The 12,731-nt window shown below is 69.9% G+C and carries 13 protein-coding genes; 7 read left to right on the top strand and 6 right to left on the bottom strand.

Translation table 11 applies throughout. From position 1 onward, the window contains the following. Positions 1–42: 42 nt before the first annotated feature. On the bottom strand, positions 43–576 hold the full coding sequence (locus YIM_RS16805) for a DUF1062 domain-containing protein (protein ID WP_228004785.1): 534 nt from the start codon (positions 574–576) through the stop codon (positions 43–45). Between the two features lie 182 nt (positions 577–758). Further along, on the bottom strand, positions 759–1,445 hold the full coding sequence (locus tag YIM_RS16810) for a metalloregulator ArsR/SmtB family transcription factor (protein ID WP_153031248.1): 687 nt from the start codon (positions 1,443–1,445) through the stop codon (positions 759–761). 79 nt (positions 1,446–1,524) lie between these two features. On the opposite strand from YIM_RS16810, the gene folE reads away from it, so the two are divergent. Then, entirely contained in the window at positions 1,525–2,136 is a 612-nt protein-coding gene (folE, locus tag YIM_RS16815; protein WP_153031249.1) for a GTP cyclohydrolase I FolE, read from the top strand. Between the two features lie 84 nt (positions 2,137–2,220). Continuing rightward, complete coding sequence (locus YIM_RS16820; protein ID WP_153031250.1) at positions 2,221–2,823, top strand: maleylpyruvate isomerase family mycothiol-dependent enzyme; 603 nt, start codon at positions 2,221–2,223, stop codon at positions 2,821–2,823. A gap of 1 nt (position 2,824) precedes the next feature. Here the strand turns inward: YIM_RS16820 and aztA are convergent, their stop codons facing one another. Continuing rightward, positions 2,825–3,535, bottom strand: coding sequence for a zinc ABC transporter ATP-binding protein AztA (aztA, locus tag YIM_RS16825; RefSeq protein ID WP_153031251.1), 711 nt, complete (start codon positions 3,533–3,535; stop codon positions 2,825–2,827). A gap of 48 nt (positions 3,536–3,583) precedes the next feature. Between aztA and aztB the strand changes: the two genes are divergently transcribed. Genes aztB through aztD form a run of 4 tightly spaced genes read left to right on the top strand, consistent with a single transcriptional unit; the run spans position 3,584 to position 7,714 of the window. Beyond that, entirely contained in the window at positions 3,584–4,429 is an 846-nt protein-coding gene (gene aztB, locus YIM_RS16830; RefSeq protein ID WP_153031252.1) for a zinc ABC transporter permease AztB, read from the top strand. Next, the gene (locus tag YIM_RS16835; RefSeq protein ID WP_153031253.1) at positions 4,426–5,649 is read left to right on the top strand and encodes a hypothetical protein; all 1,224 of its coding nucleotides are present in this window, start codon (positions 4,426–4,428) and stop codon (positions 5,647–5,649) included. The genes aztB and YIM_RS16835 overlap by 4 nt, the downstream gene beginning before the upstream one ends. Then, positions 5,646–6,539 carry a zinc ABC transporter substrate-binding protein AztC gene (gene aztC, locus YIM_RS16840; protein ID WP_153031254.1) on the top strand — a complete coding sequence of 298 codons (894 nt, stop codon included), beginning with the start codon at positions 5,646–5,648 and terminating at the stop codon, positions 6,537–6,539. Before YIM_RS16835 ends, aztC begins: the two co-directional genes overlap by 4 nt. Before the next feature lie 14 nt (positions 6,540–6,553). After that, complete coding sequence (gene aztD, locus YIM_RS16845) at positions 6,554–7,714, top strand: zinc metallochaperone AztD (RefSeq protein ID WP_153031255.1); 1,161 nt, start codon at positions 6,554–6,556, stop codon at positions 7,712–7,714. Here the strand turns inward: aztD and YIM_RS16850 are convergent. Next, positions 7,695–8,366 carry an NAD(P)-binding protein gene (locus YIM_RS16850; RefSeq protein ID WP_194240176.1) on the bottom strand — a complete coding sequence of 224 codons (672 nt, stop codon included), beginning with the start codon at positions 8,364–8,366 and terminating at the stop codon, positions 7,695–7,697. The two genes, aztD and YIM_RS16850, sit on opposite strands and share 20 nt — an antisense overlap. 159 nt (positions 8,367–8,525) lie before the next feature. Between YIM_RS16850 and YIM_RS16855 the strand changes: the two genes are divergently transcribed. Continuing rightward, on the top strand, positions 8,526–10,505 hold the full coding sequence (locus YIM_RS16855; RefSeq protein ID WP_153031257.1) for an amino acid transporter: 1,980 nt from the start codon (positions 8,526–8,528) through the stop codon (positions 10,503–10,505). Between the two features lies 1 nt (position 10,506). Here YIM_RS16855 and YIM_RS16860 read toward each other — a convergent pair whose 3' ends face one another. Next, a complete protein-coding gene (locus tag YIM_RS16860; RefSeq protein ID WP_153031258.1) occupies positions 10,507–11,595 on the bottom strand; it encodes a family 2 encapsulin nanocompartment cargo protein terpene cyclase in 1,089 nt (362 codons plus the stop codon). A 14-nt stretch (positions 11,596–11,609) separates the two neighbouring features. Next, on the bottom strand, positions 11,610–12,461 hold the full coding sequence (locus tag YIM_RS16865; protein WP_153031259.1) for a geranyl diphosphate 2-C-methyltransferase: 852 nt from the start codon (positions 12,459–12,461) through the stop codon (positions 11,610–11,612). Between the last annotated feature and the right edge of the window lie 270 nt (positions 12,462–12,731).

The raw sequence follows: 12,731 nt of genomic DNA on the forward strand, positions 1-12,731 counted from the left end.
GCCCTGTGGTTGGACCATCTGCTTCACCGTCCCGAGGAGTGTTCAGTGCTTGAGCGTGAAGGTGAAATCGCTGGAGAGCTTGCCGTGCAGCCGGACTGCCGAGACGAGTTTCCCTTCCGCGACCAGCCTTTCGACCTCGGCGCGGGGGAGTTCACAGCCTTCGGCGATCAGTCGCACCGGGCGGACGGGGATTCGCGCGGCGAAGCGGACCGCAACGTCGATGACCTCGCGGTCGAGGTGTTCCGATCCGCCGGTCTCGAGTCGCCAGGCGTTGTCCCAGTCGAGCGCGATGCGGTTGCGGTGCTGCACGACCGGATCCTGGAGCAGTTCGGCGGTCAGGCCGAGGTCGTTGTCGTGCAGCCGGTCCAGCAAGTCGGGTCGTACGGAGCGCACGTTCATCCGCTCGAACAGCGTGAGCTTCGCGGTGTCCCCGCACCCGGTACAGAGCACGAGGAGCCAGGCGTCGATGAGCTTGTGGTTGGCGTTGACGCGGAACTTGCCGCTCGCCCGGAAGCGGCCGGACGCGCACGCGTGGCAGCGGCGGCGAACGAGTGGCAGGCAGGTGGGAACGACCATCCAATTGGAGAGCACAGAAGTACACCGGTTTCTGTGAGAAGTCCGCAGCAAGAAGAAGCGCGGCGCACAGGCGCGACGCGCGACGAAATCAGCGCTTGGGAGGTCTCACAGGTGGTACAACGGCACGTCCTTGCCCAGACGACATGGTCCGGCCGTACGGTAATGGCCCGCCGGGCCGCGCTCTACTGGTTTTCCGGCTCGAGGCGGACGCAGCAGTGCCCGGCGGCGGGGGCCAGGCGGGCGGTCAGCCCGGTGGCGGCGAGGCCGTCGAGAAGTCCTTGCAGCAGGCGGAGATTCATGCCGCAGACGAGTTCCGTCTGGTGCGAGGCCAGGCTGTGGAACGGGCAGTTGCCCAGCATGATGGTGGTGCCGGTGCGCCGGGGTTCGAAGCCGAAACGTTCCAGGGTGCGCATCGCGGCGTCGTCGGAGGGCTGGTCGGTGCGGGTGGCCTGGCCGAGGTCGTGGCCCAGTTCGTGGGCGCGCCGGTCCAGCACGGTGCGTGGGGAGTCCCCGGTGGTTTCGGCTTCCTGGATGGCGTCGGCCAGCAGGCGGCCGGCCAGTTCGTAGCGGCGGTCCGGCAGGGAGACCGTGATCTGCCGGGACGAGCGGCGGTACAGCTTGGCCGGGCGGCCCGCGCCGGGCCCGCTGCGGCCGGTGCGGCGTTCGTAGACGACGTCGAGCAGGCCGTCTTCGACGAGCCGGTCGAGGTGGAAGGCGACGGTGGTGCGCGGCAACCGCACCGCCTCGGCCGCCTCGTCCCGGCTGACCGGGTCGGGCCGGCGCACGACGAGGTCGTACAGCCTGCGGCGGGTCGGCTCGTCGAGTGCGGCGACCGCGGCGACCTGGGCGGCGCGAGAGGTGTCGTCCATCTTCTAAAAACGATCTCCGTTGACTGAATTGGCGAGGTGGTTCTAAGGTTAGCGCGAGTTGTTGTTAGAAGGAGGACCTATGGCCGCGCCGATCCCGGCGGGACCGCAGCGTCAGCTGCGGGTGGTGACCGGACGCGCCGGCGTCGATCCGGAGGCGGCGCAGCGCGCCGTGGCGGATCTGCTGGTCGCGCTGGGGCAGGATCCGGAGTCGGAGCACCTGGCCGACACGCCGAGGCGGGTCGCCGACGCGTACGGCGAGATGCTCACCCCGCGCGAATTCAACCTGACCACCTTTCCCAACGACGAGGGCTACGACGAACTCGTGCTGGCCCGCGGCATCCCGGTGCAGTCGCTGTGCCAGCACCACATGCTGCCGTTCCACGGGGTGGCGCACGTCGGTTACCTGCCCGGCGAGCGCATCCTCGGGCTGTCGAAGCTGGCGCGCGTGGTCGAGTTGTACGCCCGCGACCTGCAGGTGCAGGAGCGCCTGACCAAGCAGGTGGCCGACTGGCTTCAACAGCACCTCGCGCCCAAGGGGGTCGGCGTGGTGATCGAGGCCGAGCACATGTGCATGTCGCTGCGCGGGGTGCGGGCCACCGGGTCCAGCACCGTGACCTCGGCACTGCACGGTGTGCTGCGGGAGGACGCCCGGTCGCGGCAGGAGTTCTTCGGGCTCGCCGGAATCCGCTGAAAGAAATTTCCGGGTGGCTGTCCTTCCGCCGGTGGCCCGTTCGTAGTGACAGCGAACGAGCAGCCGACAGCAGGGGAGCGCACCGTGCGGAACAACAACGACAAGATCCACGCCTGGGTCAAGGCCGAGCGGCTCGGGCTCGCCGACTTCCTCGAGGGCCTGGATGAGCACGAGTGGCAGGTGCCGTCCCTCTGCGACGGCTGGACGGTGCGCGATGTCGCCGCGCACATGACGCTGTCCACGCGGATGTCCCTGCGGCTCACCGTCAAGGGCGTGCTGCGTTCGCGTGGCAACGTGCACCGGATGTTCGACGTGCTCGCGCGGGACCGCGCCGCTCAGTTCACGCCCGCGGAACTGGTGGCGCAGCTCCGCGAGACGGCTGACTCGCGGCACCTCACGCTCGGTGCCAGCCCGCTGGACCCGCTGGTCGACGCGCTGGTCCACGGGCAGGACGTCGCCCGTCCGCTGGGCAGGCCGCGGCCGATGCCGCTGGACGCGGCCGTGGAGGCGCTCGAGTTCGTCTGGAACGCGCGGTTCTACGGCGCGCGGAAGCGCCTGCCCGGCACCCGGCTCGTCGCCATCGACCGGGAATGGACCGGCGGCGACGGGGCCAGGGAGATCCGGGGCACCGTCTCGGATCTGCTGCTGCTCGCCACCGGGCGGACCGAGCGGACCGTGAACGCCTGAGTCATCGGGGCACGGGCACGCCCCAGGCTTCGGCCACCCTGGCCGGAGTCAGCACCGAACGGGGCGGGCCTTCGGCGACGAGCCCGCCATCCCGCAGCAGCAGGCAGTGATCCGCCTGGTCGGCGACGGCGAGGTCGTGGGTGACCCGCACGACCGTCACGCCGTCGTCGCGGGCGGCGCTGAGCGCCTCGTCGATCAGGGTCCGCGCACGCAGGTCCAGCCCGGCCGCCGGTTCGTCGAGCAGCAGCAGCCCGGACTGCTGCGCCAGGCCCTGCGCCACCAGCGCCCGCTGCCGCTGCCCGCCCGAGAGGGTGCCGAGCCTGCGGTGGGCGATCGAGGTGATGTCCAAGCGCTCCAGGCACTCTTCGACCACCGCTCGGTCCTTTTTGGTCAGTCGGCGCCACGGGCCGCGATGCGCCCAGCGGCCCATGGCGACCGTGGCGCGCACCGTGATCGGCAGTGCGTCGGACACCTCGCTGTGCTGGGTCACGTAGGCGGGCCGAACGGCACCGCCGACGCGCACCGAGCCGGATGTGGCCGGTAGCACCCCGGCGATCACGTTGAGCAGGGACGACTTCCCGGCTCCGTTCGCCCCGACGACCGCGGTGAGCCGCCGCGACGGCAGCTTCGCCGTGACCCCGCGCAGCACTTCCCGGTGACCATAACCCGCGCGCAGTTCACCCAGGGTGACCGCCGCCACGTTCTCGTTCATCTGACACCGCCCAAGATAATGACAATCATTACCACTATAGTGTCCGGTGTGGACTGGTTGCTCATCCCCTTCGAGGTGTCGTTCGTGCAGCGTGCGCTGCTGGCCGGGGTGCTGGTGTCGGTGGTGTGCGCGCTCGTGGGCACCTGGGTGGTGCTGCGCGGCATGGCCTTCATCGGCGACGCGATGTCGCACGGCATGTTGCCCGGCGTGGCGATCGCCTCGCTGATCGGCGTGAACCCGCTGCTCGGGGCCGCGCTCAGCGCCGGGGTGATGGCACTGGGCGTCACCGCGCTCGGCCGCTCGCGACGGCTTTCGCAGGACACCACCATCGGCCTGCTCTTCGTCGGCATGCTCGCCGCCGGCGTGATCATCGTTTCGCACTCGCAGTCGTTCGCGGTCGACCTCACCGGCTTCCTCTTCGGTGACGTGCTCGCGGTCGGCCCCGGCGACCTGAACCTGCTCGCGATCACGCTGGTGCTGGTGGCCGTGGTGTCGCTGCTGGGTTTCCGCTCGTTCGCCGCGCTGACCTTCGACGCGAGGAAGGCGCACACGCTTGGCCTGCGCCCGGGATGGGCGAACGCGGTGCTGCTCGCGCTGGTGACGCTGACCATCGTCGCGTCGTTCCGGGTGGTCGGCACGCTGCTGGTGTTCGGCCTGCTCATCGCGCCCGCCGCGGCGGCGACCTTCTGGGCCCGGCGGATCGCCACGATCATGCTGTTCGCCGCGTTGCTGGGGGTGCTGGCCACGGTAGCCGGGCTGATCGTGTCCTGGCACTGGGGCACCGCCGCCGGGGCGAGCATCGCGGCCACCTCCGTCCTCTTGTTCTTCGTCTCCGCGCTGCTGTCCGTCGCGCGGCGGCGATTCCTTGACCCGACAACGGAGATCGAGCGATGAAACTCAGAACACGCTTGGGGCTGCTCGCGATCGTGGCCGTGCTGCCCGCGGCCTGCGCCACCGAGCCGGACCAAGGCGGTCCGGGGCAAGCCGGGCCGGGCAACGCCGGGAACGGCCAAGCCGCGTCCGCCGCCGAAGCACCGCACGGTTACGTCGAAGGCGCCGAAGAAACCGCCGAGGCGCAGTCGCGGCTGGTGGTGGCCGACGCCGAAACGGGCGCCGTGCAGGTGGTGGACCTGATCACCGAACAGGTCCACCCGGCGGGCCGCGTCGACGGGGTGCGGGGAATCACCGGCGACGGGAGGTTCGCCTACCTCGAAGGCCGGGACCAAGCGGTTCACCTGGTCGACAGCGGATCGTGGATGGTCGACCACGGCGACCACGTGCACTACTACCGCGCCGCGGTCCGCGAACTCGGGGTGGTGCCGGGGAAGCAGGCGCTCGGGGCGTACAGCGATCCCGCGGTGACCGCGGTGTCCTATCCGGACGGTACGGCGATCCTGTTCGACCGCGCGAAGCTAGACAAGGGCGAAATCGCGGAACTGGGCAGGATCACCCGCCCGCCGCATGAGAGCAGCGCGGTGCCCTACGGCGAACACGTCCTGGCTTCCGATGGCGCACAAGGGGTGCGCGTCCACGACCGGCAGGGCAAGCCGGTGGCGGACATCGAGCCGTCGTGCCCGGATCTCCGGGGACAGGCGGTGACCCGGCGCGGGGTGGTCTTCGGCTGCGCGGACGGCGCGTTGCTGGTCACCGAGAAGGACAAGGCGTTCGCGGGGGAGAAGATCCCGTATCCGAGCGAGGTCGGCGAACAGGAGCGGGCGACCCGGTTCAGCCATCGGCCGGGCAGCACCACGCTCGCGGCACCGGCCGGGGACAACGCCGTGTGGTCGCTGGACGTCAGCCGCCGGGCGTGGACGCGGGTCGAAACCGGGCCGGTCGCCGCGGTGAACGCGGTGGGGGAGGGCGCGCCGCTGCTGGTGCTGACCCGCGACGGGGTGCTGCGCGCGTTCGACAGCGCCACCGGTGAGGAGCGGGCGCAGTCCCCGTTGATGCCGGACGCGACCGGGGCCGCCATCCAGGTCGACACCACCCGCGCCTACGTCAACAACCCGGCTTCGGGAGAGGTCTACGAGATCGACTACAACGACAACCTGCGCCGCGCCAGGACGATCACCGTCGCGGGCAAGGCCAGCCACCTGGTGGAGACCGGGCGGTGAAGCGGCTGCTGCTGGTCCTCGTCGCGCTGCTGGCCGCCACCGGCTGCACCGCGGCGGGCGAAAGCCGGTCCTCGGTGGTGGTCACCACGAACATCCTCGGCGACATCACCCGCGCCATCGTGGGTGAGCAGGCCCCGGTGACCGTGCTGATGAAGCCGAACGCCGACCCGCACTCCTTCGGCATCTCCGCGCAACAGGCCGCGGAAACCGAACGCGCCGGGCTGATCGTCTACAACGGACTCGGCCTCGAAGAGGGCATGTTGCGGAACGTCCAGGCGGCACAGGAAAGCGGGGTTCCCGTGCTGCCGGTGGGGGAACGGGTGAACCCGATCGGTTACGCCGGCGGTGACGCGCTCGATCCGCACTTCTGGACCGATCCCGGCCGGGTACGCGACGCGGTGACCGTGATCGCGGAGCAGGTGATCGCCCAGGTGGACGGCGTGGACGCGACGGTGGTGCGGGCCAACGCCGACCGGTACCGCGGTGAGATCGACGCGCTCGAAGCCACGATGACCGAGCGGTTCGCGCAGATCCCGGCGGAGCGCCGGAAGCTCGTCACCAACCACCACGTCTTCGGTTATCTCGCGCAGCGCTTCGGCTTCGAGGTGATCGGCGCGGTCGTTCCCGGTGGCACCACGCTCGCCTCGCCCAGCGCTTCGGACCTGAAGTCGCTGGCCGACGCGGTCCGGGCCGCCGGTGTCCCGGCGATTTTCGCCGACTCCTCGCAACCGGACCGGCTCGCGCGCGTACTGGCCGAACAGGCCGGGCTGCACGTCGCCGTGACGCCGTTGTTCTCCGAATCGCTGAGCGAACCCGGACAGGGCGCGGCGACCTACCTGGAAATGATGCGCGCCAACACCGAGGCGATCGCCACCAGCTTGAACCCCTGATTGAAAGGTGCAAGATGACCAAGACGCTGTACACGGCGCTCACCGCGGTGGGCGTGCTCGCGCTGACGGCCTGCGGGACCGAGCCGGCGGCCCGGCAGGACAACGCCGCGGCACCGGCCAGTACCACCGTGGCCGAGCCCGTCGCCGTCACCTACGACGGCGGGATCTACCTGCTCGACGGGAAAACCCTCCAGGTGGCCAAGGACATCCCGCTCGAGGGCTTCAACCGGCTCAACCCGGCCGGCGACGACAGGCACCTGATGGTGTCCACCTCCACCGGGTTCCGCGTGCTCGACGCCGCCGGTGCCGTGCTGACCGACAACGAGGTCAAGGCGCCCAAGCCGGGCCACGTCGTCCGCCACGCCGGGAAGACGGTGCTCTTCGCCGACGGCACCGGCGAGGTGACCGTGTTCGACCCGAAGACGCTCGGCACCGGGCCGTTGCCCGCGCCGCAGTACAAAACGCCGGAACCGCACCACGGGGTCGCCGTCGAGCTGGCCAACGGCGAGCTGATCACCACCCTCGGCAACGAGGACGAGCGGCCGGGCATCGCGGTGCTGGACAAGGACCGCGAGGAAATCGCGCGCAACGACCAGTGCCCCGGCGTGCACGGTGAAGCGGCCGCCAAGGGCGAGGCGGTGGTGATCGGCTGCGAGACCGGCGCGCTGATCTACCGCAACGGCACCATCACCAAGGTCGCCAGCCCCGACCCGTACGGCCGGATCGGCAACCAGGCCGGCTCCGACGTCTCCCCGATCACGCTCGGCGACTACAAGGTCGACGAGGCCGCCGAGTTGGAGCGCCCCACCCGGATTTCCCTGATCGACACCGAAAACGCCACGCTGCGGCACGTCGATCTCGGCACCAGCTACACCTTCCGGTCGCTGGCCCGCGGTCCGCAGGGCGAGGCGCTGGTGCTCGGCACCGACGGCCAGATCCACGTGATCGACCCGGTGGCGGGCACGGTGACGCGCAAGATCGCGGTGACCGGCTCCTGGCAGGAACCGCTGGAGTGGCAGCAGCCGCGCCCGGCGATCTTCGTCCGCGGCGGGACCGCCTACGTCACCGACCCGGGCAAGAAGGAGATCCACGCGGTGGACCTCGCCACGGGCACCAAGACCGCGACCGGCGCGCTGTCCGGCGTGCCGAACGAGGTCAGCGGGGTACAGGGGTAGTCGCGGTGGTGCCGGGGTCCGGCGGGGATCCCGGCACCACACCGCGCCGCACGATCATCAGCCGGTCACCCGCGGCGAGCCGTAGCGAGGCGGCTTCGGTGCCCAGGTGCCGCACGCCGCCGCGCAGCACCCCGACCGCGCCGGAATCGCACTCGGGCGGGAACAGGCCGATCTCCGAGGACTGCACGGGACGCGAATGCACCAGCCAGCCGGACCCGCCCTGGTGCACGGGAGCGATGCGCTGGCCCAGCGCGCCGCCGGCCAGTGCGGCGCCCGCGGTGTCGGAGGAGATGACCACCTGGTCCGCGCCGCGGAGGAAGCCCACGTGCTTCCGGTCGGTGACCGCGGTGACCACCACCGCGTCCGGCCCGCACAGGTCGCGGGCGACCATGGTGATGAACACGGCCGTGGCGTCGGGCTGCACGGCCACGATCACGTACCGCGCCTCGGTGATCCCGGTCTGCCGCAGGGCCGCCCGGTCGGCGGCGTCGCCGAACACCGTGCGCACGCCCAGGTTCGCGGCCTCGGTGAGGGCGTCGCGGCGATGGTCGATGGTGACGAGTTGAGCGGCGGGCACGCCGCTGGAGAGCAGCAGCCTGGCCGCGGAGGCGCCGATCGCGCCGAAACCGATGATCAGGGTGTGGCCGGTCAACTGGTCCCCCGCCTGCGTCGGCACATGGAGCGCGAGTAGACCCGGTCGGGGGACGCCCGAAAAGACCTTTGGTGGAATCTTTACGACTTCTTTGCGCCCGGCTCGCGGATTCGCGGGGCGATGTGCGTAAACGGTTTTTCGTGCGGCATTCTGGACCCCATGAGCGAAGGCACCGAACTGGCGATTCCGGCCAGTGTGGACAGCCCGGTGCGCCCGAAACCGCCGGCTTCGGGCTTTTCCCGCTGGTTGTTGCGCGACCAGGTGCACCCGGCGGGCCCGGCGGCGGGGGAGTCACACGCGAAACCGCACGCCTGGTGGAAGGTGATGTGCCTGACCGGGGTGGATTACTTTTCCACCTTGTCCTATTTGCCGGGTATCGCCGCATTGGCCGCCGGTGCGCTTTCGCCGCTGGCCACCGTGCTCATCGTCGCGCTGACCCTGCTGGGCATGCTGCCGATGTACCGGCGGGTGGCCAAGGAGAGCCCGCACGGCCAGGGCTCGGTGGCGATGCTGGAGAACCTGCTGCCGTTCTGGCGGGGCAAGCTCTTCGTGCTGGTGCTGCTGGGTTTTGTCGCCACCTCGTGGATCATCACCATCACGCTGTCCTCGGCCGACGCCACCGTGCACGCGCTGGAGAACCCGCTGGTGCCCGGTTTCCTGCACGGGCACGAGGTGGCGGTCACCGTGGTGCTGCTCCTGGTGCTGGGCGGGGTTTTCCTGCTCGGGTTCAGCGAAGCGGTCAGCGTGGCCATTCCGCTGGTCGCGGTGTTCCTGCTGCTGAACGCGGTGGTGGTCGGGGCGGGCATCGTCGAACTGATCGCCGAGCCTGCCGCGCTGTCGCGCTGGGTGGACGCGCTGACCGCCGGCGGCACCGGGGTCGGCGACATCCTCGGGCCCGCCGTCATCGCCTTCCCGTTGCTGGTGCTCGGCCTGTCCGGCTTCGAAACCGGCGTGAGCATGATGCCGCTGGTCGCCGCGGACGGCCGTACCGGCGAGGAACGGCTCGCCGCCCGCATCCGCAACACGCGGAAGCTGCTCACCACCGCCGCCCTGATCATGTCGGTCTACCTGCTGGCGACCAGCCTGATCACGGTGACGCTCATTCCGCCAGCCGAGTTCGCGGCCGGGGGACAGGCGAACGGGCGGGCACTGGCCTTCCTCGGGCACGAACTGCTCGGCGGGTTCTTCGGCACCGCCTACGACCTCAGCAGCATCCTGATCCTCTGGTTCGCCGGTGCTTCGGCGATGGCCGGGCTGATCAACATCGTGCCGCGGTACCTGCCCGCCTACGGCATGGCGCCGGAATGGGGCCGCGCGGTCCGGCCGGTGGTGCTGGTCTACACGCTGATCAGCGTGCTGATCACGATCGCCTTCGGGGCGGACGTCAACGCGCAGGCCGGTGCCTATGCCACCGGTATCCTGGCGATGATGGTCTCCGGCGCGGTCGCGGTGACCATTTCCTCGGCGCGGGCGCGGCGCACCAAGGCCGCGATCGCGTTCACCGTGCTCACCCTGGTGCTGCTCTACGCGCTCGTCGAGAACATCATCGAAAAGCCCGACGGCATCCTGATCTCGGGTGCGTTCATCGGCGGCATCATCGTGGTCTCACTGATCTCGCGTGTCTCTCGCACCACCGAACTCCGCGCCGAGCGCCTCGAATTCGACGAGACCGCCAGGAAGTTCATCACCGACTCCCTCGACCACGACGGCGCGCTCAACGTGATCGCGAACAAGCGCCAGGCCGGTGACCACGCCGAATACGCCGAAAAGGAGCTGGCGCAGCGCGAACTCAACCCGGTGCCCGGCGCGGCGGACGTGCTGTTCCTGGAAATCGACGTGGTCGACCCGTCCGACTTCAGCGACGTGCTGCGGGTGCGCGGCGTGGAGGTCGACGGATTCCGGATCCTGCGTGCCGAGAGCCCGGCGGTGCCGAACGCGCTCGCGGCGATCCTGCTGAGCCTGCGTGACCACACCGGCGTCCGGCCGCACTGTCATTTCGAGTGGAGCGAGGGCAGCCCACTCGGGCACCTGTTGCGCTACCTCATTCTCGGCCAGGGCGACACGCCGCCGGTGGTCCGCGAAATCCTGCGGACCGCCGAACGCGATCCGGAGCAGCGCCCCCGCATCCACGTCGGGTGAGTCAGCGGTACCGCGGATTGGTCGCGTGCCATTCGAAGCCGCCCGCCATCCAGTCGCGGACGCCGTCGAGGAAGCGGTGCAGTTCGGGCGATGGCACGGCACGCAGTTTCCGGTGCCCCTCCTGGAAATCGCGCACGATCGAATTGTGCAGTTCGACGGTGGCCTCGGTGGCCTCCTCGATGGAGCAGTTCCGGTCGGCCGCGATCTGCAGCACCATGTTGCACACCGGGTGCTCGTCGGCGGCGTCCTTCTCCACCGAGAACAGGTCGTTGACCAGTACGCAGGCCGTGCCCGCCTGCATGAGCGCCTTGCGCACACGCGGTTCGTAGTACAGGTGCGCCGGCAGTTCGTAACCGCCGACGGCGTCGATCAGCGTCATCGAGGTGTAGAAGCTGTCGTGCTGCCGCGCGGCCAGGTACTCCCACGCGGGCGGGTAGGCGCCGGTGTAGCGCCAGGCCGCGTAGGCGTCCCACGACACGAACATCGCGAACGTCGAATAGCAGACGCGCTGCACCTGCACGGCGCTGCCGTGCCGGGACAGGTGCCCGATGGCGGAGTTCAGCCCGACCAGGATGGGGTCACCGCGCAGCGCCTCGTCCAGTTCGGTGGTGAACTCGCCGGCCGGCGCGACCGGGTCCATCGCGGCCATCACCAGTGCGAGCCGCGGTGGCAGTTCGGTCGGCGCGGCACCGAGTTCGCTGTCGTCGGCGTAGTAGTCGTCGGCCGCCCACCACGCCGCGTTCAGCTGCGCCGCGATCAGCAGGTGGTCGGGATCGTCGGAATCGGGGTGGGCGAGCATGACCAGCTTGCCGAACCCGGCCTTGGCGATCTGGTCCAGGCCCGCGCCGGTGAACCCGCAGTCCGCCGCCCAGGTCACCAGGCGCCGGTCCACCTCCTCGGCGAGCGGTTCGTTGACCCGCCGCACCGCGGGGCAGTAGAGCGGGGACGCCTTGCCGTCACCCCAGCTCATCTCCGCGTAGCCCGGTTCGGGCGCGGGTTCGGGAAGGGACTGCGCCGCGATCCTGGCCGCCGAGGTGCCGAGGCCGGAGGGCCCGGACAGCACGGCGGCGAGCGCTCCGGCCTCGGTCATCGCGCCTCCCCCGCTCAGACCCGGTCGGCGGCGATGAGCAGGTAGTGGAAACTGCCTTCGCGATAGGCGGTGAGGAACGGGTCCTCTATGCCGGTGGCCACCGACGACCGCGCGCGCAGCTCCCAGTACGGGATCGTCGCGGCGGTCAGGTCGACCACGTTGATCGGCACGAAACCGTTGGCCGCCAGTGCCTTGAAGTAGTCACCGCGGGCGTGGATGTTGCAGATGTAGTGCTGGTCGATCTGGCTGACCGCCCGCGAGCGGCCGCCGGTCACGTCGTTGTAGCACCCGGTGATCGTCACGTACCGGCCGCCGGGGGCGAGCTGACGGGCGTGTTCGGCGAACAGTTCGGTCAGGTCGACGTACATGGTCGACTCGTTGTTCCAGATCCCCGCGAACGCGCCGGTTTCGAAGCCGGTGTCCAGCATGTTGCGCTCGTGGTAGGTCACGTGCCCGTCCACGCCGAGCCGCGCCGCCTGGGCGTTCGCGAATTCCACCTGCTGACGGGAAATCGACACGCCGTCCACCCGGCAGCCGAATCGCTGGTGGGCCATCACGCTGGTGCCGCCGCGCCCGCAGCCCGCGTCGAGCAGCCGGTCGCCGGGGGAAATGGGGCCGAGGTGGTCGAGCAGCACATCGGCCTGCGCGGTTTCCAGGCGGTGCATTTCGGCGATGATGGCGTCGTCGCGGGTTTCCCCGGGCGCTTCCAGCACAGCGGGGTCGAAATCGCCGATGCCGTAGTGGTGGTGGAAAAGACCATCGATCTCACCCAAACGAAGGTTGACCGGATCCTTCTCCTTGTCCCAGTAATCGGCGACTGAACGCTGGTAGGCGGTGCGCAGCACGGGACGGTCGAGAGAAGTCATTCCAGCGGCTCCTTCAGAATCCAGCGCGGTGAATCCAGCACCTCTAGCATGCTGGATGTTTGTTCGAAGACGGGGCGAATGCGGTCCAACGCTAGACTTCGTTTCCTGGTCGGGACAAGGCGGCTGAACGCGGTTCACTCTCGGGTGGCCGGTGGGTGAGGCAGCGTTGCCTGCCTGGCCTAGTCGGCTCGCCTGCCGGTCGGTGCGGGAATGCTGTTACACCGACATTCGGCCCCATTTCCCTCTCGAACGGCTCAAGGTCCATTCACT

The organism is Amycolatopsis sp. YIM 10 (assembly GCF_009429145.1).
Classification (GTDB): domain Bacteria; phylum Actinomycetota; class Actinomycetes; order Mycobacteriales; family Pseudonocardiaceae; genus Amycolatopsis.

Bases quoted from the DNA above. Each gene is read 5' to 3' on its own strand.
- YIM_RS16805 (WP_228004785.1), bottom strand. From the start codon at position 576: ATGGTCGTTCCCACCTGCCTGCCACTCGTTCGCCGCCGCTGCCACGCG.
- YIM_RS16810 (WP_153031248.1), bottom strand. From the start codon at position 1,445: ATGGACGACACCTCTCGCGCCGCCCAGGTCGCCGCGGTCGCCGCACTC.
- folE (WP_153031249.1), top strand. From the start codon at position 1,525: ATGGCCGCGCCGATCCCGGCGGGACCGCAGCGTCAGCTGCGGGTGGTG.
- aztA (WP_153031251.1), bottom strand. From the start codon at position 3,535: ATGAACGAGAACGTGGCGGCGGTCACCCTGGGTGAACTGCGCGCGGGT.
- YIM_RS16835 (WP_153031253.1), top strand. From the start codon at position 4,426: ATGAAACTCAGAACACGCTTGGGGCTGCTCGCGATCGTGGCCGTGCTG.
- aztD (WP_153031255.1), top strand. From the start codon at position 6,554: ATGACCAAGACGCTGTACACGGCGCTCACCGCGGTGGGCGTGCTCGCG.
- YIM_RS16855 (WP_153031257.1), top strand. From the start codon at position 8,526: ATGAGCGAAGGCACCGAACTGGCGATTCCGGCCAGTGTGGACAGCCCG.
- YIM_RS16860 (WP_153031258.1), bottom strand. From the start codon at position 11,595: ATGACCGAGGCCGGAGCGCTCGCCGCCGTGCTGTCCGGGCCCTCCGGC.
- YIM_RS16865 (WP_153031259.1), bottom strand. From the start codon at position 12,461: ATGACTTCTCTCGACCGTCCCGTGCTGCGCACCGCCTACCAGCGTTCA.